Source organism: Agromyces zhanjiangensis (assembly GCF_040496055.1).
GTDB lineage: Bacteria > Actinomycetota > Actinomycetes > Actinomycetales > Microbacteriaceae > Agromyces > Agromyces zhanjiangensis.
This window is the reverse complement of record NZ_JBEPKB010000002.1, coordinates 441,223-465,244: the sequence shown is the minus strand read 5'-3', so window position 1 is coordinate 465,244 and position 24,022 is coordinate 441,223. Positions and strand designations below refer to the sequence as shown.

The 24,022-nt window shown below is 70.4% G+C and carries 21 protein-coding genes and 4 tRNA genes; 16 read left to right on the top strand and 9 right to left on the bottom strand.

Annotated features, from left to right (window positions below; genetic code table 11):
• Positions 1 to 29: 29 nt before the first annotated feature.
• Positions 30 to 590, top strand: a complete 561-nt coding sequence (locus ABME02_RS05360; protein WP_353814233.1) for a type II toxin-antitoxin system PemK/MazF family toxin — start codon at positions 30 to 32, stop codon at positions 588 to 590.
• A gap of 54 nt (positions 591 to 644) precedes the next feature.
• Here the strand turns inward: ABME02_RS05360 and ABME02_RS05355 are convergent.
• Positions 645 to 720: transfer RNA gene (locus ABME02_RS05355), tRNA-Val, on the bottom strand.
• Positions 721 to 1,015: 295 nt separating this feature from the next.
• Between ABME02_RS05355 and ABME02_RS05350 the strand changes: the two genes are divergently transcribed.
• From ABME02_RS05350 to ABME02_RS05340, 3 genes are all read left to right on the top strand, one after another.
• Positions 1,016 to 1,088: transfer RNA gene (locus ABME02_RS05350), tRNA-Gly, on the top strand.
• 52 nt (positions 1,089 to 1,140) lie between these two features.
• Positions 1,141 to 1,211, top strand: a tRNA-Cys gene (locus ABME02_RS05345).
• 32 nt (positions 1,212 to 1,243) lie between these two features.
• Positions 1,244 to 1,318 (top strand) — tRNA-Val (locus tag ABME02_RS05340).
• Positions 1,319 to 1,368: 50 nt separating this feature from the next.
• Here the strand turns inward: ABME02_RS05340 and ABME02_RS05335 are convergent.
• From ABME02_RS05335 to ABME02_RS05325, 3 genes are all read right to left on the bottom strand, one after another.
• A complete protein-coding gene (locus tag ABME02_RS05335) occupies positions 1,369 to 2,217 on the bottom strand; it encodes a lysyl oxidase family protein (RefSeq protein WP_353814232.1) in 849 nt (282 codons plus the stop codon).
• A 148-nt stretch (positions 2,218 to 2,365) separates the two neighbouring features.
• Complete coding sequence (locus tag ABME02_RS05330; RefSeq protein ID WP_353814231.1) at positions 2,366 to 4,426, bottom strand: glycosyl hydrolase family 28-related protein; 2,061 nt, start codon at positions 4,424 to 4,426, stop codon at positions 2,366 to 2,368.
• 381 nt (positions 4,427 to 4,807) lie between these two features.
• Positions 4,808 to 5,686 carry a hypothetical protein gene (locus ABME02_RS05325; protein WP_353814230.1) on the bottom strand — a complete coding sequence of 293 codons (879 nt, stop codon included), beginning with the start codon at positions 5,684 to 5,686 and terminating at the stop codon, positions 4,808 to 4,810.
• Positions 5,687 to 6,049: 363 nt separating this feature from the next.
• On the opposite strand from ABME02_RS05325, the gene thrS reads away from it, so the two are divergent.
• On the top strand, positions 6,050 to 7,960 hold the full coding sequence (gene thrS, locus ABME02_RS05320) for a threonine--tRNA ligase (RefSeq protein WP_353814407.1): 1,911 nt from the start codon (positions 6,050 to 6,052) through the stop codon (positions 7,958 to 7,960).
• The gene (locus tag ABME02_RS05315; protein WP_353814229.1) at positions 7,957 to 8,523 is read left to right on the top strand and encodes an HIT family protein; all 567 of its coding nucleotides are present in this window, start codon (positions 7,957 to 7,959) and stop codon (positions 8,521 to 8,523) included. Before thrS ends, ABME02_RS05315 begins: the two co-directional genes overlap by 4 nt.
• A 7-nt stretch (positions 8,524 to 8,530) precedes the next feature.
• On the opposite strand, the gene pdxY is transcribed toward ABME02_RS05315, so the two are convergent.
• A complete protein-coding gene (gene pdxY, locus ABME02_RS05310) occupies positions 8,531 to 9,382 on the bottom strand; it encodes a pyridoxal kinase PdxY (protein WP_353814227.1) in 852 nt (283 codons plus the stop codon).
• A gap of 7 nt (positions 9,383 to 9,389) precedes the next feature.
• Entirely contained in the window at positions 9,390 to 10,730 is a 1,341-nt protein-coding gene (locus tag ABME02_RS05305) for an aminotransferase class I/II-fold pyridoxal phosphate-dependent enzyme (RefSeq protein WP_353814226.1), read from the bottom strand.
• A gap of 122 nt (positions 10,731 to 10,852) precedes the next feature.
• Between ABME02_RS05305 and pdxS the strand changes: the two genes are divergently transcribed.
• The 10 genes from pdxS (at position 10,853) to ABME02_RS05255 (ending at position 21,140) form a co-directional block, all read left to right on the top strand.
• Positions 10,853 to 11,743 (top strand): pyridoxal 5'-phosphate synthase lyase subunit PdxS, encoded by an 891-nt coding sequence (gene pdxS, locus ABME02_RS05300; protein ID WP_353814225.1) that lies wholly within the window; start codon positions 10,853 to 10,855, stop codon positions 11,741 to 11,743.
• Entirely contained in the window at positions 11,737 to 12,378 is a 642-nt protein-coding gene (gene pdxT / locus ABME02_RS05295; RefSeq protein WP_353814224.1) for a pyridoxal 5'-phosphate synthase glutaminase subunit PdxT, read from the top strand. Before pdxS ends, pdxT begins: the two co-directional genes overlap by 7 nt.
• Before the next feature lie 111 nt (positions 12,379 to 12,489).
• A complete protein-coding gene (locus ABME02_RS05290) occupies positions 12,490 to 13,248 on the top strand; it encodes a YebC/PmpR family DNA-binding transcriptional regulator (RefSeq protein WP_353814223.1) in 759 nt (252 codons plus the stop codon).
• Positions 13,249 to 13,258: 10 nt separating this feature from the next.
• Positions 13,259 to 13,888, top strand: coding sequence for a crossover junction endodeoxyribonuclease RuvC (gene ruvC / locus ABME02_RS05285; protein WP_353814222.1), 630 nt, complete (start codon positions 13,259 to 13,261; stop codon positions 13,886 to 13,888).
• Positions 13,885 to 14,505 (top strand): Holliday junction branch migration protein RuvA, encoded by a 621-nt coding sequence (gene ruvA, locus ABME02_RS05280; protein WP_353814221.1) that lies wholly within the window; start codon positions 13,885 to 13,887, stop codon positions 14,503 to 14,505. The genes ruvC and ruvA overlap by 4 nt, the downstream gene beginning before the upstream one ends.
• Entirely contained in the window at positions 14,502 to 15,545 is a 1,044-nt protein-coding gene (gene ruvB / locus ABME02_RS05275; protein ID WP_353814220.1) for a Holliday junction branch migration DNA helicase RuvB, read from the top strand. The genes ruvA and ruvB overlap by 4 nt, the downstream gene beginning before the upstream one ends.
• Before the next feature lie 96 nt (positions 15,546 to 15,641).
• Positions 15,642 to 15,992 carry a preprotein translocase subunit YajC gene (yajC, locus tag ABME02_RS05270; protein ID WP_353814219.1) on the top strand — a complete coding sequence of 117 codons (351 nt, stop codon included), beginning with the start codon at positions 15,642 to 15,644 and terminating at the stop codon, positions 15,990 to 15,992.
• Positions 15,993 to 16,055: 63 nt separating this feature from the next.
• Positions 16,056 to 17,798 carry a protein translocase subunit SecD gene (secD, locus tag ABME02_RS05265; RefSeq protein ID WP_353814218.1) on the top strand — a complete coding sequence of 581 codons (1,743 nt, stop codon included), beginning with the start codon at positions 16,056 to 16,058 and terminating at the stop codon, positions 17,796 to 17,798.
• Positions 17,798 to 18,811: a protein translocase subunit SecF gene (gene secF / locus ABME02_RS05260; RefSeq protein ID WP_353814217.1), complete on the top strand. Its 1,014-nt coding sequence runs from the start codon at positions 17,798 to 17,800 to the stop codon at positions 18,809 to 18,811. The genes secD and secF overlap by 1 nt, the downstream gene beginning before the upstream one ends.
• A 73-nt stretch (positions 18,812 to 18,884) precedes the next feature.
• Positions 18,885 to 21,140 carry a RelA/SpoT family protein gene (locus tag ABME02_RS05255; protein ID WP_353814216.1) on the top strand — a complete coding sequence of 752 codons (2,256 nt, stop codon included), beginning with the start codon at positions 18,885 to 18,887 and terminating at the stop codon, positions 21,138 to 21,140.
• On the opposite strand, the gene ABME02_RS05250 is transcribed toward ABME02_RS05255, so the two are convergent.
• The 3 genes from ABME02_RS05250 to ABME02_RS05240 form a co-directional block, all read right to left on the bottom strand.
• The gene (locus ABME02_RS05250) at positions 21,119 to 21,706 is read right to left on the bottom strand and encodes a type IV toxin-antitoxin system AbiEi family antitoxin (RefSeq protein WP_353814215.1); all 588 of its coding nucleotides are present in this window, start codon (positions 21,704 to 21,706) and stop codon (positions 21,119 to 21,121) included. The genes ABME02_RS05255 and ABME02_RS05250 overlap by 22 nt on opposite strands.
• A gap of 158 nt (positions 21,707 to 21,864) precedes the next feature.
• Positions 21,865 to 23,097 (bottom strand): DUF349 domain-containing protein, encoded by a 1,233-nt coding sequence (locus tag ABME02_RS05245; RefSeq protein WP_353814214.1) that lies wholly within the window; start codon positions 23,095 to 23,097, stop codon positions 21,865 to 21,867.
• A gap of 109 nt (positions 23,098 to 23,206) precedes the next feature.
• Entirely contained in the window at positions 23,207 to 23,974 is a 768-nt protein-coding gene (locus ABME02_RS05240; RefSeq protein WP_353814213.1) for a peptidylprolyl isomerase, read from the bottom strand.
• Positions 23,975 to 24,022 lie beyond the last annotated feature (48 nt).

Genomic DNA, 24,022 nt, shown 5'->3' with positions numbered 1-24,022 from the left:
CGCGAGGGCGGTGAGGCTAGTGTGCGGGTGTGCCTGACACCCACCGCTTCCTCACCGCCCTCCGGCGTGTCATCCGCCCGTTCCCGACGTCGCCCGCCGGACGCCCCGCCCGACCTGCGCCGACGGTGACGGATGCCGCCTCGCAGCAGCATGCCGACGACGAGGAGTGGCCCGGGCGTACCGGGCCGTCGGCGACGGTCGAACTGGATCCCGCCGGCATCCGTCGCGTGCGGTTCGCCTACACGCCGGAGCGGGACGGCGAGCCGGACCCGGGCGAGGTCGTCTGGACCTGGGTGCCCTACGAGGAACGAGACGGCCGGGGCAAGGATCGGCCCGTGGTCGTCGTGGCGGCGGGCACCGAGGGGCGCTTCCTGGCCGTGCAGCTCACGAGCAGGCCGCAGGACGGGAACGCCCACGCCGTCGCGGTCGGCCCGGGCGCGTGGGACGGCGAGGGGCGGCCGAGCTGGGCGCGGATCGACCGCGTCTTCCTCGTGCATGCGGACGGCATGCGTCGTGAGGCGGCCTCGCTCGACGTCGAGCGGTACCGTCGCGTCGTGGACGCCCTCGCTGCGCGGTACGGGTGGGGCTAGGGTCGCGCCCGCCGAAACGAGGAACGCCCCCGGGGGACCGGGGGCGTTTCGTCGTGGTGGGCGATGCCGGGCTCGAACCGACGACCTCTTCCGTGTGAAGGAAGCGCGCTACCAGCTGCGCCAATCGCCCATCTGGGATTCGCGGACCCGATCTGATCGTGGCCGCGGAGTCGATACTAGCCCACGCAGCGGGTCGAGTGCACATCGGCGCGCGGCGGTCGCGGCGAGCGCAGCAGAGCGGCGGGAACGGGCGCCGGGGCCGTGCTCGACCGAGGTGTTGGCGGGACCGTCCACCGCCACGACACGCCCGGGATGCGCGCCTCGATTGGGCCTGTGACCGGCCGGAACCCTCGGTGAGGGGGTGTCAGTTTGTCATTCGTTCACGGGATCGGTTAGAGTCTCTCTGTCGCCGAAACAGCGACAACGCGGATGTGGCGCAGTTGGTAGCGCATCACCTTGCCAAGGTGAGGGTCGCGAGTTCGAGTCTCGTCATCCGCTCTGACCAAGCCGGCGAGAGCCGGTTTGTTCTTTGGTGGTGAACCCAAGCAACGGTGGATTGGCCGAGAGGCGAGGCAGCGGCCTGCAAAGCCGTATACACGGGTTCGAATCCCGTATCCACCTCGAGACGAGTTCCTGGAACTCACTCACACCCCGGGCGATTGGCGCAGCGGTAGCGCGCTTCCCTGACACGGAAGAGGTCACTGGTTCGATCCCAGTATCGCCCACCAGCACGAAGGCCCCGGCAGCAGCCGGGGCCTTCGTCGTGTCCGGGTGTGGTTCAGGGGTTGCCGCCGAATCCGCAGATCACCTCGGGAACGCACGGCGAATGGTCGAGCACCTCGACCTTCGCGTTCGCACTCGTCCTCGTGAGCCGGAACTTCACCCAGGTGAAGTTGTTGGTCTCGTCGGCCTCGATCCAGTGGTCGTCCGGATCGGCGAGGTGCGTGAGGTAGTACTCGCCGTCCGGGAGATCCGTTACGTCGAGTTCCTGCAGCGGGGTCGACTGGTGGTACGAGTCGGCCCACCACGACGCGAGTCCCTGCAGGTCGCCGTTGCACTCGAAGTACGTACGCGGCTTGTCCTTCTTCAGCGATCCGGTCTCGCCGATGAACTCGATGTCCACGAAGCAGAACGTGATCTTCACGCCCTCCGACCAGACCATGCTCATCGCCGCGGGGTCGCTCGGATCGTCGCCGGGGCCGGGGCTCCGGATGTCGAACAGCGCCACGGCCGACTGGTGCCAGTGGTTGTGCTGCGGGTGGTAGACGGCGGCGCCGGCATCGTGCGTGGCGACGATGTCGCCGTCCGCATCGAGGATCTCCTGCGTCGCGATCGTGCACTCCTCGTACACTTCGCCGTCGATCTCGCACGGCTCGACCTGCCCGCCGCCTCGGATCTGGAGGTTGCCCTCGCCGACGTTGATGTGGGTCGTGGAGAACCGCAGCGATTCGCGCTGCTGGGTGTTCTGGATCTGGAGGTGGTGCGGGACCTCCTCGATGACGTCGGGCAGGAGCGCCCCGACCGGCAGGTCGGGCACCTCGACGTCGTGCGCCATGGCCGTGGCGCCGCCCGTGACGACGAGGAGTGCCGCGACGACGGTCGCGGAGAGGACGGATGTTCGCTTCATTGCTCGCTCCGTTCCGAGGAAAGCTCGATGTGCTCGCCTCGAGTGGAGCGTGGCAGTCGCGGGATCCGCGCCGCAACGTCCCGTTCGGGGGATGCCGGCGGCGAGGACGGGCGAGGGTCGGGGCGCGCGGTTCCGCGCCCTGACCCGATCACCACGCGGATGGTGCGGGCGGCGCGACCACGGGCGGACGGTCGTCGCACGTGATCGTGTTCGGCAGCTCCCACGGTGCGAGCCACGGGCCGGTGGTGTTCGCGCCGCTCGAGTCGTTGCCGCCGAGGTCGACGACCTCGAACTCCGAGCCGGCGGGCGTGAAGTGGAACGTCCCGCAGTTGTTGATGCCGACGGCGCCGACATTGCGAGCGTCCACGTCCTCGAACGACGCCGACCCCGCGACGCGGGCGCTCAGCACCGACGTGCCCGTGCCGTCGACGCGCACGTCGGCGACGTGCACGTTCTCGATCGAGACCTGGTCCTTCACGGGCCAGTCCGAGACGAGCATGATCGCGTTGTACGTGTTGTCGAGGTAGTGGTCGCCCGTGATCCGGACATCGGCCCGGTCGATCGAGCGGTCGAGTGCGTAGAGCCAGATCGCACCGAGCCCGATGTTCCAGTTCAACTCGAACGTACCGGCGCGCACGGTGGTGTTGTCCGTGAAGTCGAGCGAGCCCGTGAACGGCTCGGCACCGAAACGGGAGCCGGCGTGCAGCGCGCTGCCCTCCCGGATCGGGTCTGCCACGAGGTTGCCTTCGACGGTGGTGTCGGCGCCGCCGTAGATCGCGATGCCGTTCGCGAGCGTCGGGGTCTGCACGGTGTTGCGGGCGAAGGCGTTGCCGGCGTTCGTGACGCCCTCCGACCACATCGCGAGGCCGTCGTCGCCGGTGTTGCGGACGAAGTTGCCCTCCGCGACGGAACCGGTCACCCCGGTGTGGAAGTTCAGGCCGTCGGCGACCTGGTCGACGATCACGTTGTCGCGGACGACGACGCCGTCCATCGGCCCGTCGAACCAGAGCCCGACCTTCGTGTGCTCGATGTGCAGGCGCTCGATCGTCGAGTCGCTCATCGCGCCGCCGACGCCGTTGACCTGGTCGGTGTCGATGCGCTCGCGGACGTCGCCTCGGATGGCGAAGTCGGACAGGTGCACGTTCGAGCTGCCGCCGGCGGCGGCATCCCTGCCGTAGAAGCCGACGCCGGTGTGCACGGATCCGTCGGCGGTCGGCTTCTTCAGCGCGACCTCCACGCCGAACACGACCGAGTGCCAGTTGCCGGCTCCGCGGATCGTGACGTCGTCGACGATGAGATGCTCGCTGACGCGGAAGTCGCCTGCGGGGATGAACACCTCGACCCCGTGCCGCTGCGCCCATCGGACGGCGGTTCGGAACGCCGGGGCGGAATCGCGCACGCCGTCGGGGTCGGCCCCGAACTTCACGACGCTGACCGAATCGTCGGGCTGCTCCGCTGGCGGTGCGACGAGTTCCGAGTCGAGGAGGTCGATGACGGTCCACGCGGCATCCGTGCCCTGCGGCGCGGTGAGGCGGATGACCGAGCCCGCGGCGACCGTCTCGCCGAGGAGCATCCGCTGCTCGTCGTAGAAGTGCATCGGCCGGAACGGCGTCTCGACCTCGTATCCCTCGCCGGGGACGCAGCCGCACTCGGTGACCCACCAGTCCGGATGGAGGAGTCCCGCGTCGGAGTCGTTGGTGAACGGGTACTGGTTGTACAGCCACGAGTACTCCGACGTGAGCGTCATGGTCGACGGTTCGCCGCCGTCGACGGCGACCTCGAGCGGGGCGGTGATCCCGCCGCCGCCGGGCGCATCCGGGATGCTGTAGCGCACGGTGATCGCGTTCGCGGCCGCCGGGAGCGTGAACTCGACGTACTCGCCGGGGTCGAGGCGCACCGCCGACCGGCCGGATGCCTCGGCCTCGATCGTGTAGGCGGTGCGGTCGGGGCCGATCACCTCTCCGTTCGTCGACGCGTGCTCGGCCTCCTGCTCGAGGAAGGGCACGTCGGCGCCGCGGCCCGCGACGAGCGCCGGGTCGAGTGCGGCCCGCGTGACGACGGGTTCGGGAGCGGCCGAAGCGGGCGCGGGACCGAGCACGGCGGCGCCGACGGCCACTGCGGCGGTCGCGGCGAGGGCGAACCGGGCGCGGCCCGCGATTCGGAGCAGGCCGCGCGGCGGCGGGGGAACCTGGCTGGTGGGACGCGTCATCGTCGACTCGTTTCCTCTCGTGGTGCACGTCTGCGGGCACGGCGGGGGCCTCACGGCGCCCCGAGTGGTGCGAGGCTATGCGGCTCCGCCAGACCATCACAACGGGCTGCGAGGAAATGTCCGGAAAATGCTGAGTTCTTGCAATGCAGCGCGCAACGGCGTGCAAGCCGTGACAGCCGCGGCGCCTCGCTTGCGCCGTACGCGCGCAAGCCGCGCAGACATCAGCGGACGTGCCTCACCGAATCTCGAGAGGGGGCCCGTGAGCCGCGTCGATCGCTGGACCGGTGAACCCATGACGGCTCGCCATCAGGTGCTCAGGCCCGGACAGGCGCGAGCGTGCCGACGCGGGTCGCGCGCGATCCGCGTCGGTACGCTCGTCCGTCAGCACATGACCAACAGGTAGAACCAGTAGTCGACCTGTGCTCCATTCTGGTCGTACACGAAGACGTCGATCGTGTCGCCGCCGAAGTGATAGCTCGAGACCATCCGCGACGCGTAGTCGGACCCGCCGACGCTGCTGCACGTCGTGACGTCCGTGTCGAACGTCACCACGTAGTGGCCCGTCCCGACCTTGGTCGACGAGACGACACGAGATCCGATGAGGAGATCGCCGGTGGAGGAAACGTACGCGTGCGACTGCGGCGCCCAGTACCCCAGCACGTCGGCGACGAGGTGGGTCGACGCGTTGAAGTTCCGGATCGCCATGTCCTTGCCCGCTCCGGTGGTCAGGGCCACCGACGAGCTGGATGACACGTTCGCTGAAGAGGTGTACGACAGCAGCGTCGAGTTCGGTGCCGACACGCCTGCCGGGAACGCGGTCAGGCGACCCTTTCCGGAAGCCTGCGTGGTCGTCAGCGAGATGCTGACGGCCGTCGCGCTGCCGGGAACGCCGCACCCACCGCTCGTGCCGCCCTGAGGGGCGAATCCCGTCGTACCGGCGACGTAGAACGTGCGCGTCGAGTTCGCGGCCAGCTTCCCGCCCCCGGCGCGGGTGTCGATGATGCGGCACGGCGTCACCGGTACGAAGACCGCCTCGGATCCGGCGCCGACGCTCGCGGCAGCCGCCGCTGCGGCTGCAGCCTGCGCGTCCGCATCGGACTCGGATCGCGACTGGTCGTCCGGCGCGGCCGGGTCGGCGCTCGCGCTCGCGCCGGAGTCGCCGCTGCCCGCCTGCGCCGGGAGGGCAGCGCCCATGATCACCCCGGTCATGAGGACCGCCGCGGCGATGAGCCCGACGGCACCGCGCATCCTGATAGACATGTCGAATCCCCCTTCTTGGCACCCGGCCCCCCAGCCGGTCCGCCGTTGACACAGGCGTATCGGACGGGCTCGAGCACCGCCAGCACCCGAACGGGGCACTTCCGTGCGGGCGGCGTGTCGTCGGTTCGGCGGCGTCCTCGGTTGCCAGCGCGTTTGAGCTCGCGCCACGAGGCCCGGCCCGAGTCCGAGCCGTCGCGACCCACCGCACCGCTCTACGCGCGTCCGTCCCACGCGGGGTCCTGCGCTCGGTGCGATCCCCGCGCGCCGCGCGACTACAGTTGAGTGGTTGCGTCTCATACAGCAGGGGAGTGGATCCACTTGGCCGACGGCTTCGAGCTCTTCACCGATCGTTCCGTTGTCGCGATGCGCGTCAACGGCGAGCTCAAGGACCTCGCGGCGACGGTGACCGACGCCGACGTCGTCGAACCGGTCACGATCGACTCGCCCGACGGGCTCGCGATCCTCCGCCACTCGACGGCGCACGTGCTCGCGCAGGCGGTGCAGAAGGTCAACCCCGACGCGAAGCTCGGCATCGGGCCGCCCGTCACCGACGGCTTCTACTACGACTTCGACGTCGCCGAGCCGTTCACGCCCGAGGACCTCAAGGTGCTCGACAAGGAGATGGCGCGCATCATCCGCTCGGGGCAGCGCTTCGTCCGCCGCGTCGTCACCGACGAGGAGGCGCGCGCGGAGCTCTCCGCCGAGCCCTACAAGCTCGAACTCATCGGGCTCAAGGGCCACACCACGGGCGGCGAGGGCGGCCAGGACGACAACGAGTCCGTCGAGGTCGGCGGCGCCGAGCTCACCATCTACGACAACGTCGACCCGAAGTCGGGCGAGGTGGCGTGGAAGGACCTCTGCCGCGGTCCGCACCTGCCGAACACGCGCATGATCGGCAACGGCTGGGCGCTCATGCGCGTCGCGGCCGCCTACTGGCGCGGGTCCGAGAAGAACCCGCAGCTGCAGCGCATCTACGGCACCGCCTGGCCGACGAAGGACGAGCTGCGCGCGTACCAGCACCGCCTCGAGGAGGCCGCCCGCCGCGATCACCGCAAGCTCGGCCTCGAGCTCGACCTGTTCAGCTTCCCCGACGAGATCGGCTCGGGCCTGCCCGTCTTCCACCCGAAGGGCGGCGTCATCAAGCGCGAGATGGAGGACTACGTCCGCCGTCGGCACATCGAGGAGGGCTTCCAGTACGTCTCGACCCCGCACATCACGAAGGCCCACGTCTTCGAGCTGTCCGGGCACCTGCCCTACTACAAGGACACGATGTTCCCGCCGATGGAGCTCGAGAACAGCGAGTACTACCTCAAGGCGATGAACTGCCCCATGCAGAACCTCATCTACCGCTCGCGCGGGCGCTCGTACCGCGAACTCCCGCTGCGGTTCTTCGAGTTCGGCACGGTCTACCGCTACGAGAAGTCGGGCGTCGTGCAGGGCCTCACGCGCGTGCGCGGCCTCACCCAGGACGACTCGCACAGCTACGTCACGCCCGAGCAGGCGCCCGCCGAGATCGAGCACCTGCTGGACTTCGTGCTCGGGCTGCTGCGCGACTTCGGCCTCGACGACTTCTACCTCGAGCTCTCGACCCGCGACGCGAACTCCGACAAGTTCAAGGGCACCGACGAGCAGTGGGAGGTCGCGACGAACGTGCTGCGCGACGTCGCCGAGCGCTCGGGGCTCGAACTCGTGCCCGACCCGGGCGGCGCCGCGTTCTACGGCCCGAAGATCTCGGTGCAGGCGCGCGACGCGATCGGCCGGACCTGGCAGATGTCGACGATCCAGTACGACTTCAACCAGCCCGAGGGCTTCGGCCTCGAGTACACGGCGGCCGACGGCACCCACCAGCAGCCCGTCATGATCCACTCGGCGAAGTTCGGCTCGATCGAGCGCTTCTTCGGCGTGCTCACCGAGCACTACGCCGGCGCCTTCCCGCTGTGGCTCTCGCCGGTGCAGGTCGTCGGCATCCCGGTGGCCGACGAGTACGCGCCCTACCTCGGCGGCATCCTGACCCAGCTCGCGGGCTCGGGCGTGCGCACCGAGCTCGACGCCAGCGACGACCGCATGCAGAAGAAGATCCGCACCCACACCAAGCAGAAGGTGCCGATCCAGCTCATCGCCGGCGAGAACGACCGGACGGCCGAGACCGTGAGCTTCCGCTTCCGCGACGGCACCCAGGAGAACGGTGTGCCCATCGCGGACGCCGAGCGCCGCATCCACGAGGCGATCGCCGATCGCCGTCAGATCAGCACCCGGGACGACCTCTTCGTATGACGCGCGCGTACCAGCCCGACGAGTTCGACCGCGTGCCGACGGATGACGCGGCCGACCTCGCCGGAGTGCCCGACGCGTTCCAGCGCCTCTGGACCCCGCATCGGATGGTCTACATCCAGCACGGCCAGCAGCCAGACGAGCACGCCTGCCCGTTCTGCCGCGCGCCCGAGTTGAGCGACGAGCAGTCCCTCATCGTCGCGCGCGGCGAGCACGCCTACGTGCTGCTCAACCTGTACCCGTACAACAGCGGGCACCTGCTGGTCTGCCCGTACCGGCACATCGCGACGTACGACGAGGCCTCGCCCGAGGAGGTCGCCGAGATCGGCGAGCTCACGCAGGTCGCGATGCGCACCGTGAAGCAGGTCTCCCGCTGCGACGGGTTCAACATCGGCATGAACCAGGGACGCATCGCGGGCGCCGGCATCGCCGGGCACCTGCACCAGCACATCGTTCCGCGGTGGGCGCTCGACGCGAACTTCTTCCCGATCATCGCCGGCACCAAGGCGCTCCCGCGCCTGCTCGGCGAGGTGCGCGAGGAGATCGCGGAGGCCTGGCCGCGCTGAGCGGAGCTCAGCGGACCTGCCGCACCTCGAACTGCATCCGCGGATTCGCGTACGACTCCTGGGACTCGACGAGCCGCAGTTCGCGCGCACCGGACTCGTGGGTGTTCGCCAGCAGGTCGAAGACGCTCGAGGCCGTACGGGCCAGCGCCTCGGCTGCGTCGCCCGTGCGGCGGTAGTGCGCGGAGAAGAGCGCCGCCGTGACGTCCCCGGAGCCGTTCGCCTTCATCGGGAGCAGGGGAGTCCGAACGATCCACGCACCCCGATCGTCGACCGCCAGCATCTCGATCGTGCCCTCCTCGCGGTCGGGACGCTCGACGCTCGTGACGAGCACGGTCCGCGGCCCCGACGCGCGAGCGAGGTCGACCGACTCCAGCGTCGACTCCAGCGAGTCGGGTTCGGTGCCGGTGAGGTAGCCGAGTTCGAACTGGTTCGGCGTGATGAGGTCGGCGGCCGGCACCACGCGGTCGCGCAGGAGCACCGGGATCGCCGGGGCGACGAAGCATCCGCTCTTCGCGTTGCCCATCACCGGGTCGCAGGAGTAGATCGCATCGGGGTTCGCGGCCTTGATGCGGGCGACCGCGTCGAGGATGACGTCGGCGATGCCCTCCGAACCCTGGTAGCCGGAGAGGACGACGTCGACGTGCGGGAAGGCGCCGCGGTCCTCGATGCCCGCGATGACCTCGCGCACGTCGTCCGGGCTGATCAGCGGGCCGCGCCATGCCCCGTACCCCGTGTGGTTGGAGAAGTTGACCGTGTACACCGGCATCACCTCGACGCCGATGCGCTGGAGCGGGAAGACGGCGGCGGAGTTGCCGACGTGGCCGTAGGCGACCGCGGACTGGATCGAGAGGACCTTCACCCCTCGATCATTCCATCCCCGCCGGCGTCGGCCGCCAGCCCGCCGCGCGGACCGAGGCGGCGATGTCGACGACGAGCCGCTCGGCGTCGACGTCGGAGAGGTCGTGCACCGTGAGCCGCAGGCGGCGTGACGACGGGGCGTCGGCGAGCGCGAACTCGTCGCCCGCCCGGGCGAGCCAGCCGCGGCGCATCAACTGCTCCGACACGTCGCGGGCCGGCACCGGCAGTGCGACCCAGAGGTTGAGGCCGTCGCCGGCGGTCGTGGGCAGGCCGAGCTCCGTGAGGCGGGCGGCGAACGCGTCGTTCCGAGCGGCGTATCGCGCACCGGCCGCCGCGATCCCGGCGGTCACGTCGGGGTCGGTCACGAGCGCGAGCGTCAGTCGCTGCAGGAGGTGGCTCACCCACGTCGTGCCCGGGGTGAGCCGCATCGCGAGGCGGTCGGCGGTGTCGGGGTCGGACGCGGTGACCGCGAGGCACATGTCGGGGCCGAGGAACTTCGACACCGAGCGCACCAGCGCCCATCGCCGGTGCTCGGGTCCGATCAGAGAACGGTACGGGCTCCGCGAGAGCATGGAGAAGTGGTCGTCCTCGATGACGAGGACGTACGGGTGGTCGCGCAGCACGGCGCGCAGCTCCCCGGCGCGGCGTTCCGAGAGGCTCGCGCCCGTCGGGTTCTGCGCGCGGGGGGTGCACACGACGGCGCGCACGCCCTGGTCGAGGGCCGCACGGAGTCCCGCGACGGTCATGCCCTCCTCGTCCACCTGGACGGGAACCGGGCGGTATCCGCCCATCCGGACGGTGTGGATGCTCGTGAGGAAGCACGGATCCTCGAGTGCGACGGCGTCCTCCCGGACGAGCGCCTGCGCGAGGAGCCGCTCGACGGCGTCGGCCGCGCCGCTGGTGATCGTGAGCCGGACATCGGATGGAGCGAGGTCGGCGCCCACCCAATCGCGGGCCCAGCGCTCGAGGCCCGGGTCGATGACCGGCTCGCCGTAGAGCACGGGCCGGCCGGCCATGCCCGCGAGTGCACGCGACGGGTCGGGGATGAGGTCGGGATCGGGGTTGCCGGTCGCGACGTCGCGGAGCACGCTGTCGGCGGCGAAGCCCTCCTGGGCGACCGCGGAGCGGTCGGCGACGCGCGTTCCGCCGCGGCCGCGCGTGACGACGACGCCCGCCGTCGTGAGCTGGCGGTACGCCGCGACCGCGGTGTTGCGGTTGACGCCGAGGTCGTCGGCGAGGTTTCGCACGGGGGGCAGCGCGTCGCCCGGACGCAGGGCACCGCGCTCGACGAGGGCGCGAACGCTCGCGGCGATGTCCGCGGCCGAGCTGCCGGTGATCTCGAGGGTCATGTCATGATCCATCACTGTTCGGGGAGGAGGACTCGGTCCATGCTATCTTTTGGCCTAGGTCAAGCCAACGCCTTGTCCGCCACGTTGCGCGAGCGCGCGCCATCCGTCGAAGGGAACCACCGATGAGCACGTCCGAGACCGGCTCGAGCCGCGTGAAGCGCGGCCTCGCCGAGATGCTGAAGGGCGGCGTCATCATGGACGTCGTCACGCCCGAGCAGGCGCGCATCGCCGAGGACGCCGGCGCCGTCGCCGTCATGGCGCTCGAGCGCGTTCCCGCCGACATCCGCGCGCAGGGCGGCGTCGCCCGCATGAGCGACCCCGACCTCATCGAGGCGATCATCGCCGAGGTCTCCATCCCGGTCATGGCGAAGGCGCGCATCGGCCACTTCGTCGAGGCGCAGGTCCTCCAGGCGCTCGACGTCGACTACATCGACGAGTCCGAGGTGCTCTCGCCCGCCGACTACGTCAACCACATCGACAAGTGGGGCTTCACCACTCCCTTCGTCTGCGGGGCGACGAACCTGGGCGAGGCGCTCCGCCGCATCAACGAGGGCGCGGCGATGATCCGCTCCAAGGGCGAGGCCGGCACGGGCGACGTCTCGGAGGCCACCAAGCACATCCGCAAGATCACCTCGGAGATCAACCAGCTGAAGTCGATGACGCGCGACGAGCTGTACGTCGCCGCGAAGGAGCTCCAGGCGCCGTACGAGCTCGTGCTCGAGGTCGCCGAGACCGGCAAGCTCCCGGTCGTGCTGTTCACCGCGGGCGGCGTCGCGACCCCGGCGGACGCCGCGATGATGATGCAGCTCGGCGCCGACGGCGTGTTCGTGGGCTCCGGCATCTTCAAGTCGGGCAACCCCGAGCAGCGTGCGGCCGCGATCGTGAAGGCCACCACCTTCTACGACGACCCGAAGGTCATCGCCGAGGTCTCGCGCGGGCTCGGCGAGGCGATGGTCGGCATCAACGTGTCGGACCTCGCTGCGCCGCACCGGCTCGCCGAGCGCGGATGGTGAGTCTCCGCGACGAGTCCCTGGGGGCGACGGATGCGGCGGGGCCGACCGTCGGCGTCCTCGCCCTCCAGGGCGACTTCCGCGAGCACGCGCGCGTGCTGGGCGAGCTCGGCGCGCGCGTCGTGCTCGTCCGCCGGCCGGAGGACGTCGACGGCATCGACGGCCTCGTGATCCCCGGGGGCGAATCGACCGTCATGGACAAGCTCTCGCGCGCCTTCGGCGTCGCCGAGCCGCTGAAGCGCCGGATCGCCGACGGGCTGCCCGTGTACGGCACCTGCGCCGGGCTCATCATGATCGCCGACACCCTCCTCGACACGATCGACGGCCAGCAGAACCTCGGCGGGCTCGACGTGGTCGTGCGCCGGAACGCGTTCGGCTCGCAGAACCAGTCGTTCGAGACCGACCTCCACGTGCCGGCGCTCGGCGAGCGGCCGGTGCACGCGGTGTTCATCCGCGGACCGGTGGTCGAGTCGGTCGGCGAGCGTGCGACGCCGCTCGCCTCGCTCGAGGACGGACGAGTCGTCGCCGTCGAGCAGGGCAACCTGGTCGGGACGAGCTTCCACCCCGAGATCCAGGGCGACCACCGGTTCCACGAGTACTTCCTCGGGAAGGTGCGGTCGGCCGCGCGCGTCGGCTGAGGCGGGGGCCGTCGCGAGGCGCCCGCCATCGCCCCGCCGGGCGCCCCGCCGAGGCCGCCCCGCGGTCGGGCCTAGAATGTCGGGGTACTGAACCACCGTGACGGGAGAGGCATGTCCGGGCATTCCAAGTGGGCGACGACCAAGCACAAGAAGGCGGTCATCGACGCACGCCGCGCCAAGTCGTTCGCCAAGCTCATCAAGAACATCGAGGTGGCGGCCAAGCTCGGCGGCGCCGACCTGAACGGCAACCCGACCCTGTATGACGCCGTCCAGAAGGCCAAGAAGACGTCGGTGCCGAACGACAACATCGATCGCGCCATCAAGCGCGGTGCCGGCATCGGCGGCGAGGCGGTCGAGTACCAGAACATCACGTACGAGGCCTACGGCCCGAACGGCGTCGCGCTCATGATCGAGGTCCTGACCGACAACAAGAACCGTGCCGCGGCCGAGGTGCGCACCGGGCTCAGCCGGAACGGCGGCACGCTCGCCGACCCGGGATCGGTGGCCTACAACTTCTCGCGCAAGGGCGTCATCGTCGTCACGGGCGAGGGCACGACGGAGGACGACGTCATGATGGCGGCCCTCGAGGCCGGGGCCGAGGAGATCGAGCCGCACGCCCAGGGCTTCGAGGTGATCACCGACCCGTCGTCGATGGTGGACACGCGCAAGGCCCTGCAGGAGGCCGGCCTCGACTACGAGTCCGCCGACATCGAGTTCGTCCCGAACCTCAAGGTCGAGATCGACGCCGACACGGCGCGCAAGGTGTTCCGCCTGATCGACGCGCTGGAGGACAGCGACGACGTGCAGAACGTCTACAGCAACTTCGACCTGACCGCCGAGGTGCAGGCCGAGCTCGAGGCCGAGGACTAGGCCGATCGCCGTGCGCGTGCTCGGCATCGACCCCGGACTCACGCGCTGCGGCGTGGGCGTGGTCGATGTCGAGCCGAACCGCACGGCGAAGCTCGTCGACGTCGTCGTGCTGCGGTCGCCAGCCGACCTCGACACGCCGCGGCGCCTGGCGCGCATCGCCGACGGGCTCGAGGCGATCGTCGAGGAGCACCGGCCGCAGGCCGTCGCGCTCGAGCGGGTGTTCGCGCGCTCGGACGTCTCCACGATCATGGGCACCGCCCAGATCTCAGGGGTCGCGATGCTCATCGCCGCACGTCGCGTGCTCCCGGTGGCCCTGCACACGCCGAGCGAGGTGAAGGCCGCGATCACCGGCTACGGGCGTGCCGACAAGGCGCAGGTCGGGGCGATGGTCGCGCGCATCCTCGGACTCGACGCGGTTCCGAAGCCGGCGGATGCCGCCGACGCACTCGCGCTCGCCATCTGCCACGCCTGGCGCACCGGGGGAGCGGCGGGCGCCGCGATCGCCGACGCCCGGGGCGGGCGCGGCGCGCGGTCCGGAGGCGACGCATCCGGCGGGACGCTGACCCCCGCCCAGCAGGCGTGGCTCGCCGCGGAGCGCGCCGCGGCCGTGTCGGGGGCAGCCCGTAGGGTGAAGGAGTGATCTCCTCCCTCCGCGGCCGCGTGCTGCAGGCCTCCGGCAGCTCGCTCGTCGTGGAGGTCTCCGGGGTGGGCTACCTGGTGAACGCCACTCCGGCCTTCGTGCTCGCGAGTCGCGTCGGCGACGAGGTCCTCGTCCACACGTCGCTCGTGGTCCGCGAGGACTCGCTCACGCTCTTCGGGTTCGCCACGCGCGACGAGCTCGAGGTCTTCGAGCTGCTCATCGGCGTCACCGGGGTCGGGCCGAAGTCCGGTCTCGGCGTGCTGTCGGCGATGTCGCCGACCGACGTCGCCCGCGCCGTCCAGGAGGACGACGACGCCGCGTTCCGGCGCGTCAGCGGCATCGGGCCGAAGACCGCCAAGCTCATCACCGTGTCGCTGTCCGGCAAGGTCGTCGCGCCGGCCGCCGTCGCGGGCGGGGCTCCGGTCGCGACCGGCGGCGTCGCCGACGACGTGCTCGCCGCGCTGACCGGCCTCGGGTGGTCGGAGAAGCTCGCGGGCGAGGCGCTCGCCGAGACGCTGGAGACCGCCGACGACGCGGCCGCGACCTCGGTGCCCGTGCTGCTGCGTCTCACGCTCGCCAGGCTCGGTCCGGCTCAGCAGGGAGCGCGGGCGCGATGACCGATGACGGCGTCGACCTGACCGACCCCGAGCTCGCCTCCGAGGCGGAGCTCGCCTTCGAGGGAGCGCTGCGGCCGAAGAGCCTCGGGGAGTTCGTGGGGCAGACTCGCGTGCGAGGGCAGCTGCAACTGCTGCTCTCCGCCGCCGCGATGCAGCAGCGGACCCCCGACCACATCCTGCTGGCGGGCCCGCCGGGGCTCGGCAAGACCACGCTCGCCATGATCGTCGCGCACGAGGGCGGACGGCCCCTGCGCATGTCGAGCGGTCCCGCCATCCAGCACGCCGGCGACCTGGCGGCCATCCTGTCCTCGCTCGTGCCCGGCGAGGTGCTGTTCATCGACGAGATCCATCGCATGGCGCGCTCCGCCGAGGAGATGCTCTACCTGGCCATGGAGGACTTCCGCATCGACATCATGGTCGGCAAGGGCGCCGGCGCGACGTCGGTGCCGCTCGACCTCGCGCCGTTCACGCTCGTCGGGGCGACCACGCGCGCCGGTCTCCTGCCGAACCCGCTGCGCGACCGGTTCGGCTTCACCGCGCACCTCGAGTTCTACGACGAGGCCGAGCTCGAGCAGGTGCTCGGGCGAGCCGCGGTCATGCTCGGGCTCGACATCGACCGCCCGGCGATCGCCGAGATCGCCGGGCGCTGCCGGGGCACGCCGCGCATCGCCAACCGGCTGCTGCGGCGCGTCCGCGACTACGCCCTCGTCCATGGCGGCCGGGCGGATGTCGGCGCGGTGCGCGCCGCGCTCGAGCTGTACGACGTCGACCCGCTCGGGCTCGACCGACTCGACCGTGCGGTCATGATGACGATCCTCACGCGCTTCGGCGGCGGTCCGGTCGGCCTGAACACCCTCGCCGTGTCTGTGGGGGAGGAAGCGGAGACCATCGAGGCGGTCGTCGAGCCCTTCCTCGTGCGGATCGGCCTGATCACCCGCACACCGCGCGGGCGGATGGCGACGCCCGCCGCCTGGCGGCACTTCGGACTCGTCCGCGAGGCCGACGGTGCCGAGGTGGCGCTGCCGATCGATGACCTATAATCCTTTGAGGCTTCGGCCACCCCGCCCCTGATCGTGCGCACCGCGCGCACACCGGAAGGTTCCCACCCCATGGTCCTTGATCCGCTGACTCTCATCATGCTCGCCGTCCTGGCGGTGCTGATCTTCTTCATGTTCCGCAATTCGCGGAAGCGCCAGGCGGAGCAGCGCGAACTGCAGACGAAGGTCGTTCCGGGTGCGACGGTGATGACGAACTTCGGGGTGTTCGGCACCATCCTCTCGATCGACGAGGAGGAGAACCGCGTCGAGCTCGAGTCCTCGCCGGGCACCGTGCTCACGGTGCACCGCCAGACCATCGCCCGCGTGGTGGAGCCGGTCGACGCTCCGGCCGAGGCTGCGGCCGCGATCGACGGTGAGCCCGAGTTCGGCCAGCGCCTCGACGAGTCGCCGAACGACGAGACGCCCGACCCCAAGAAGTCGGACGACTAGAGGCCCACCCCATAGCTCTGCCCGCGCGATGCTGCGCGGGCACCCTGCAGAGAAGGCACAATCGTGGCTGCACCATCCAAGCGGTCCTCGCGACCGACGCCCGTCCGCAAGGCCGTGCGATCACTGACCTGGCTCGGCGTGCTCATCGTCGCGCTGTTCGGCATCAACGCGGCCGGCGTCATCTGGGGCGGCGGCTCCTGGACGCCGAAGCTCGCCCTCGACCTCGAGGGCGGCACGCAGATCATCCTCGCGCCGCAGCTCGCCGACGGTGAGACCGTCTCGCAGGAGCAGCTCGACCAGGCCGTCTCGATCATCCGCCAGCGCGTCGACGCCTCCGGCGTCTCCGAGGCGGACATCACGACCCAGGGCGGCCAGAACGTCGTCGTCGCGATCCCGGGCGAGCTCGACGAGCAGACGCGCAACCGCATCGAGTCCTCGGCCAAGCTCGAGCTCCGCCCGGTGCTGCTCGCAGATGCCGCCGCCAACCAGTCGATCGACCCGAGCGAGAGCGCCGAGCCGACCGACGGCGCGGAGGAGGAGCTCTCGTCGACGCCGACCGTCGAGCCGACCGACGCGAGCGACCCGAACTGGGTGACGCCCGCCCTGCAGGACGAGTTCGCCACCTTCGACTGTTCGACGATCGACGAGAGCGGGGCGAACGTCGCCCCGTCGGACGAGCCGCTCGTCACGTGCGACTCGACGCGCACGATCAAGTACCTCCTCGGCCCGGTCGAGGTCAGCGGCGAGGACATCGTCGACGCGACCAACGGCATGGTGCAGACCCAGACGGGTGCGACGACCGGCCAGTGGGCCGTCAACATCGTCTTCAACGAGCGCGGCACCGAGGCGTTCTCCGAGGTCAGCCAGCGACTCTTCGCACTCAACGGCCAGACGCCCCGCGACCAGTTCGCGTTCGTGCTCGACGGCGCGGTGCTCTCGGCGCCGCAGATGAACGGCATCATCACCGACGGCCGTCCGCAGGTGACGGGCAACTTCACCCAGGAGTCCTCGAAGGCCCTTGCGGACCAGCTGAAGTTCGGCGCCCTGCCGATCAGCTTCGAGGTGCAGTCCTCCGACACGATCTCCGCGACGCTCGGCACCTCGCAGCTGCAGTCCGGCCTCATCGCGGGCATCATCGGCCTGATCCTCGTCGTGATCTACACGCTGTTCCAGTACCGCGCCCTCGGGTCGGTCACGATCGCCTCTCTGATCATCGCCGGCGTCATCACCTACCTGATGATCACGATCCTCGGCTGGTACCAGGGCTATCGCCTGTCGCTGGCCGGCATCGCGGGTCTGATCGTCGCGATCGGCTTCACGGCCGACTCGTTCATCGTCTACTTCGAACGCGTTCGCGACGAATTGCGCGACGGCCGCCCGCTGGTCGGCGCCGTGGAGGCCGGATGGAAGCGCGCGCTGCGCACCGTCCTCTCGTCGAAGTCCATGAACCTGCTCGCGGCGGTGGTGCTCTACATCCTCGCCGTCGGCAGCGTGCGCGGCTTCGCGTTCACGCTCGGTCTCACCACGATCATCGACGTCATCGTCGTGATCCTCTTCACGCACCCGATGCTGCAGCTGCTCGCGCAAACGCGGTTCTTCTCCAGCGGGCACTCCTGGTCGGGCCTCGACCCCCAGGCCCTCGGCGCGGTCTACCGCGGCCGCGCGGAGTTCCGCAAGCCGGTCGCCGTCCCCGCGAAGAAGGCGGCATCCAGCTCGCGAGAGGCGCAGAAGCGCCAGACGATCGCGGAACGCAAGGCGGCGCAGGCCGACGCCACCGTCGGCGCCGGCGAGAGCAAGGAGTCCTGATGGCCAACCGACTCACCACGTTCGGCAACGACCTCTACACGGGCAAGCGCTCGTTCAACTTCGTCGGCGGGCGCAAGAAGTGGTACACGGTCGCCGCCGTGCTCATCATCCTCTCCGTGCTCATCCCCGTCGTGCGGGGCTTCAACTTCGGCATCGAGTTCCGCGGCGGTTCGCAGTTCCAGATCTCCGGCGTGGCGAACGCGACCGAGCAGCCCGCGATCGACGCGGTCGCCGAGGTCGTGCCCGGCGCGGTCGCTCGCGTGACGATCGTGGGCGACGACGGCGTGCGCGTGCAGACCGACCAGCTGGAGCAGGCGGAGTCTCGTGAGCTCACCACCGTCCTCGCCGACGCGTACGGCGTACCCGAGTCCGAGGTGACCTCCTCGTTCATCGGCGCGAGCTGGGGAGCGGACATCACGCGGCAGGCGCTCCTCGGCCTCGCGGCGTTCCTGCTGCTCGCCGCCGTCATCATGGCGTTGTACTTCCGCACGTGGAAGATGTCGCTCGCGGCGATCCTGTCGCTCCTCGGCGACCTGGTCGTGACCGCCGGGCTCTACGCGGCCGTCGGCTTCGAGGTCACGCCGGCGGCGGTGATCGGCATCCTGACGATCCTCAGCTACTCGCTCTACGACACCGTCGTGGTGTTCGACAAGATCCGCGAGAACACCTCGGAGGACGGCCAGGAATCCCGTCGCACGTTCGCCGAGTCCGTCAACCTCGCCGTCAACCAGACGCTGGTGCGCTCGATCAACACGAGCGTGGTGGCGGCGCTGCCCGTCGCGGCCATCCTGTTCATCGGCGCGGGCGTGCTCGGCGCCGACACGCTGCGCGACATCTCGCTCGCGCTGCTCATCGGCATCCTGGTCGGCACGTGGTCCACGGTCTTCATCGCCGCTCCGCTCTACTCGCAGCTGCGCGAGGGGGAGCCCGCGATCAAGCGCCACGACCAGAAGGTCCTGAAGGAGCGCGAGCGCGCAGGGGGTTCGACGGCCGAGGCCCTGCCGGTCGCCTGAGGCGTCTCCGGACCTCGATGGCGCGCGACCGTTTCGGAAGCGGTGATAATTGAGGTCTGGAGGTGCGGGGCTCATGACCGATACCGGTGTCAACTCGACGGCGTCACTGCGTCGACTCGTGCCACGGATCTTCTCCAAGGCGCTGCCCGCGGGGGCTGTCGACAGCGTGATGCGCACGGTGCGGATGCACCACCCGAAGGCCGACCTGTCGGTCATCGAGCGCGCCTACACCGTCGCCGAGCGTGCGCACGAGGGGCAGAAGCGACGCAGCGGTGAGCCCTACATCACGCATCCCATCGCGGTCGCCCAGATCCTCGCCGACCTCGGCATCGGGTCGAAGGCCGTCGCCGCCGCCCTACTCCACGACACCGTCGAGGACACCGCCTACACGCTCGACCAGCTCCGGGCCGACTTCGGCGACGAGATCGCGATGCTCGTCGACGGCGTCACGAAGCTCGACAAGGTCAAGTACGGCGACTCCACGCAGGCGGAGACCGTCCGCAAGATGATCGTCGCGATGTCCAAGGACATCCGCGTGCTCATCATCAAGCTCGCCGACCGCCTGCACAACGCGCGAACGTGGGGCTTCGTCCCCGCGGACTCCGCATCGCGCAAGGCGACCGAGACGCTCGAGATCTACGCGCCGCTCGCGCACCGCCTCGGCATCCAGACCATCAAGTGGGAGCTCGAGGACCTCTCGTTCGCTGTCCTGTACCCCAAGCTCTACGCCGAGATCGAGAGCCTCGTCAAGCAGCGCACGCCGCAGCGCGAGGAGTACGTCCAGTCGGTGATCGACCTGGTCTCCGACGACCTCAAGGCGGCGCGCATCCGGGGCAAGGTCGTCGGGCGGCCGAAGCAGTACTACTCCATCTACCAGAAGATGATCGTGCGCGGCCGCGACTTCGACGACATCTACGACCTCGTCGGCATCCGCATCCTGGTCAACTCCGTGCGCGACTGCTACGCCGTCCTCGGTTCCATCCACGCGCGGTGGACGCCGGTGCCCGGGCGCTTCAAGGACTACATCGCGACGCCGAAGTTCAACCTCTACCAGTCGCTGCACACGACGGTGATCGGACCGAAGGGCCGCCCCGTCGAGATCCAGATCCGCACGCACGACATGCACCAGCGTGCCGAGTACGGCGTGGCGGCGCACTGGAAGTACAAGGAGCGGATGGCCGCCGGCCACGCAGACGGTGGAACGACGCGCGGTGACGCCGACATGGCGTGGCTCGCCCACATCTCGGACTGGCAGGCCGAGACGGCCGATCCCGGTGAGTTCCTCGACTCGCTCCGGTTCGAGATCGGTGCGAAGGAGGTCTACGTCTTCACGCCGAAGGGTCGCGTCATCGGCCTGCCCGCCGGCGCGACCCCGGTCGACTTCGCCTACGCGGTGCACACCGAGGTCGGCCATCGCACGATGGGTGCGAAGGTCAACGGCCGGCTCGTGCCGCTCGAGAGCGAACTCGTGAGCGGCGACGTCGTCGAGGTGTTCACGTCGAAGAACCCCGACTCGGGCCCGAGCAAGGACTGGCTGATCTTCGTCAAGAGCCCGCGCGCACGGAGCAAGATCCGCCAGTGGTTCACGAAGGAGCGCCGCGACGAGGCCATCGAGCACGGTCGCGACGCGATCGCGCGAGCGATGCGCAAGCAGAACCTCCCGCTCCAGAAGCTCATGAGCCAGGAGTCGTTCGCCGAGGTCGCTGCACAGCTGCGCTACGACGACGTCTCGGCGTTGTACGCCGCGGTCGGCGAGGGGCACGTGTCGACGCAGTCGGTCATCGAGAAGGTCATCGCGCTCGTGCGCGACGTGGACGACGCCGACGAGCCGGAGCTGCCCGCGATCCCCGTCCGCTCGCGACCGCTCCCGCGCACCAGCGACTCCGGCGTGCTCGTGCGCGGCGCGCCCGACATCCTCGTGAAGATCGCCCGGTGCTGTACGCCGGTGCCGGGCGACGACATCGTCGGCTTCATCACCCGGGGCTCGGGCGTCTCGGTGCACCAGGCGTCATGCCACAACGTGCAGTCGTTGCTCCGCGAGCCCGACCGCATGATCGACGTCGAGTGGGCGCCGAGCTCGAAGAGCGTGTTCCTCGTGCAGATCCAGATCGAGGCGCTCGATCGTGCCGGGCTGCTCTCCGACGTGACGCGGGTCCTCAGCGAGCACCACGTGAACATACTGTCGGCGAACGTGTCGACCTCCTCCGATCGGCTCGCGATCAGCCGGTTCGTCTTCGAGATGGGCGACACCACGCACCTCGACCGCGTGCTGAACGCCGTGCGTCGCATCGACGCCGTCTACGACGTCTACCGGGTCAGCGACGGCTGATCAGCGGCAGCGGCAGCCGCAGTGGCCTCGGCCGCCGCGAGGCGTGCGAGCGCTGCGGCCTTGTGCGGCAGGCGATGGGCGAGCTCCAGGCGAGACCTGACGCGTTCGGCCGCGCAGGCGTCCGCACCGAGCAGTGCGGCCACGATCGCGACGACACCCGCGACGGGCTCCGCATCGCGGACGAGGTCGTAGATCGTGCGGTCGGGGGTGGTGCAGCGGACGCCGCCGATGACCACGATGTCGGCGGGCGCGATCGCGACCTCGCGCAGCAGCATCGCGTGCGGCAGCGAGCGCATCGACACGCGTGCGGAGTGCGGCACGCAGCACTCGGCGATCGGCGGGGGAGTCGGTACCGCACCATGCACCCACGCGGCGGAACGGCGCTCGATGACGAACGGCGACGGGAGGCCGGGCGCCACGGCAGCGGCGCGCAGGCTCGGCAGGTCGGGTTCGTCGACGGGGGCCCAGCCGCCGCCGATCCGCATCACCTCGCCGTCGAGCCGCGCCGCGCAGAGTTCGGCCAGCGGTAGGTCGTCGTGATCGAGGACCGAGGGGAGGCGCGCCATGCGACCCATGTTCCGGCATCCGTCGGATCCGGCGGGCGTCGTGGCCGGAGGTTGTGGATCATCGCCCAGCCGGGCCCGGTGTGCAGGAGTCCCGCGGAACGCAATCGACCCGCCGCCGCGGACGCGGCGACGGGTCGAGCGAACGGTGACGCCGGCGGTCAGCCGCCGACGGCCTTGAGCCATGCGCGGCGCGCATCGAGCGCCTCGCGCGCCTCGGCGACGGCCTTGGCATCGCCGGCGGCCTCGGCCTCGGCGAGCTCCGACTCGAGCTTCGCGATCGCGTCGTGCAGCTGGCCGAGCATGCCCTCCGAGCGGGCCTTCTTCTCGGGGTCGTCGCGCTCCCAGCGCTCGTCCTCGAGGGCGCGGACGTGGTTCTCGACCTTCCGGAGGCGATCCTCGACGGTGCGCACCTGGTCGCGCGGCACTCGCCCGATGTCGTCCCAGCGGCGCTGGATGCCGTTCAGCGTCGAGCGGGCTGCGCGCGCGTCCTTCGCCGTGAGCAGTGCGTCGGCCTCGTCGAGCAGTGCGAGCTTCTGGGTGAGGTTCGCGCGGTACTCCTCGTCGTCCTTCGCGTCGATCTCGGCCTTCGCCTGGAAGAGCACGTCGCCCGCGGCCTTGAACTTCGCCCAGAGGGCGTCGTCGACCTTCTTGCCCGCGCGTCCCGCCTGCTTCCACTCGTCGAGGAGCGCGCGATACTCGACCACTCCGTCTGCGCCGCGCGGGGCGAGGGCCTCGGCGCGCTCGATGAGCCGCTGCTTGCGCTGGCGCACCTCGCGGTGCGCGGCATCGAGCTCCGCGAAGAACGCCTTGCGGTGCTGCTCGATGGTCGAGCGAGCGGCACGGAACCGCTTCCAGAGCTCGTTCGCCTCGCCCTTGGGCAGTCGCGGGCCGTCCTGCTGGTGCTGCTGCCACCGGGCGAACAGCGCGTCGAGTTCGGCCGAGGTCTGCTTCCACTGGGTCTTCGCCGGGTCCTGCGCGGCGAGCGCCTCGGCCTCCTCGACGATGCGGGTGCGCTCGGCGATCGCTTCGGCGAGCGCGGCCTTCGCCTCGGCCTGCTGCTGCGCGGTCAGCTCCTGCGTCGTGCCGGAGAGGGCCTCGAGGCGCCGCGTGAGCGCGTCGAGGTCGCCGACGGCATGGGCATCCGCGACGCTCGCCTGGAGCGTCGCGACGGCCTTGGCGACATCCGCTGCCGGAGCACCGCGGCGCACGCGCTGCTCGAGCAGCCCGACCGCGCCCGCGAGGTCGGCGTACTTGCGCTCGAAGTACGCCAGCGCCTCCTCGGGAGTCGCATCGGGGTACTGCCCGACCTCGCGCTCGCCCTCGCTGGTCCGCACGAAGACGGTGCCCGTCTCGTCGACGCGGCCCCACGGTTGCTGTGCTGAATCGGTCACGAACTCACCCTGTCGTCGTTCGGATGCCGCGTGCGCGGCGGATGACGGCATCAAGCCTATTGCACCCCCGGGGACGGTGTCGGTCGCATCCGAGGCCGGACGCGGGCGCTCACTCCACGACGAACGACGTGATGCTCACCGGCCGGACGGGTGCGCCGTCGGTGGCATCGTCGGCGACGCCCTGGTCGGTGATGTCGGCCTTCAGTGCGTCGAGCCCGTCGGTCACGCGCCCGATCACGGTGTACCCGCCCGCGGCGTCGGAGGGGATCGTCGAGTCCTCGTAGACGATGAAGAACTGGCTGCCCTGGCTCTCGGCGGCGCCGCCCTGACGGGCCATCGCGATGGTGCCCGCCGGGTAGACGTCGTCGGCGGGAGCGTTCTCGATCGGGCCGTAGGAGTAGCCGGGCCCTCCAGAGCCGTCGCCGTTCGGGTCGCCGCACTGCAGCACGAAGATGCCCTCCGTCGTGAGGCGGTGGCACGTGAGGCCGTCGTAGAACCTCGAGTCGACGAGGTTCACGGTGCTCGCGACGGCCTGCGGTGCCGCGGCGCCGTCGAGTTCGATGGAGAGCGCGGTGTCGTTGAGCGTGAGCGCGCCGACCCAGGTGCGGTCCTCGGCGAGCTCGGGCGACGGGACCTCGGCGGCGTCCTCGGTCGGCGTCGGCGTGGGGGTGGGCTCGGCCGCGGGCGTGCCGGGACCGCCGGAGAAGTAGACGAGCTGAGCACCGGTGGCGAGGGCGAGCACGACGACGAGTCCGATTCCGGCGAGCACGTTGTCTCGCGTCCGGCGGCGGACCGCACGGCGGTGCACCTCCTGGCGGGCCTGGTAGGTGCGGAGGCGCGAGCGCTCCTCGCGCGCCTGACGGTCGTTCGTTGCCACGCTGCTCCTTCGGGGGGAATCCTGCGGAGGAGAGCCTACGCAACGGCG

What these genes read in the sequence shown, in the direction of transcription:
- ABME02_RS05335 (WP_353814232.1), bottom strand. Translation starts at nt 2,217, where the DNA reads ATGAAGCGAACATCCGTCCTCTCCGCGACCGTCGTCGCGGCACTCCTC.
- ABME02_RS05330 (WP_353814231.1), bottom strand. Translation starts at nt 4,426, where the DNA reads ATGACGCGTCCCACCAGCCAGGTTCCCCCGCCGCCGCGCGGCCTGCTC.
- ABME02_RS05325 (WP_353814230.1), bottom strand. Translation starts at nt 5,686, where the DNA reads ATGTCTATCAGGATGCGCGGTGCCGTCGGGCTCATCGCCGCGGCGGTC.
- thrS (WP_353814407.1), top strand. Translation starts at nt 6,050, where the DNA reads ATGCGCGTCAACGGCGAGCTCAAGGACCTCGCGGCGACGGTGACCGAC.
- ABME02_RS05315 (WP_353814229.1), top strand. Translation starts at nt 7,957, where the DNA reads ATGACGCGCGCGTACCAGCCCGACGAGTTCGACCGCGTGCCGACGGAT.
- ABME02_RS05305 (WP_353814226.1), bottom strand. Translation starts at nt 10,730, where the DNA reads ATGACCCTCGAGATCACCGGCAGCTCGGCCGCGGACATCGCCGCGAGC.
- pdxS (WP_353814225.1), top strand. Translation starts at nt 10,853, where the DNA reads ATGAGCACGTCCGAGACCGGCTCGAGCCGCGTGAAGCGCGGCCTCGCC.
- pdxT (WP_353814224.1), top strand. Translation starts at nt 11,737, where the DNA reads ATGGTGAGTCTCCGCGACGAGTCCCTGGGGGCGACGGATGCGGCGGGG.
- ABME02_RS05290 (WP_353814223.1), top strand. Translation starts at nt 12,490, where the DNA reads ATGTCCGGGCATTCCAAGTGGGCGACGACCAAGCACAAGAAGGCGGTC.
- ruvB (WP_353814220.1), top strand. Translation starts at nt 14,502, where the DNA reads ATGACCGATGACGGCGTCGACCTGACCGACCCCGAGCTCGCCTCCGAG.
- yajC (WP_353814219.1), top strand. Translation starts at nt 15,642, where the DNA reads ATGCTCGCCGTCCTGGCGGTGCTGATCTTCTTCATGTTCCGCAATTCG.
- secF (WP_353814217.1), top strand. Translation starts at nt 17,798, where the DNA reads ATGGCCAACCGACTCACCACGTTCGGCAACGACCTCTACACGGGCAAG.
- ABME02_RS05255 (WP_353814216.1), top strand. Translation starts at nt 18,885, where the DNA reads ATGACCGATACCGGTGTCAACTCGACGGCGTCACTGCGTCGACTCGTG.
- ABME02_RS05250 (WP_353814215.1), bottom strand. Translation starts at nt 21,706, where the DNA reads ATGGCGCGCCTCCCCTCGGTCCTCGATCACGACGACCTACCGCTGGCC.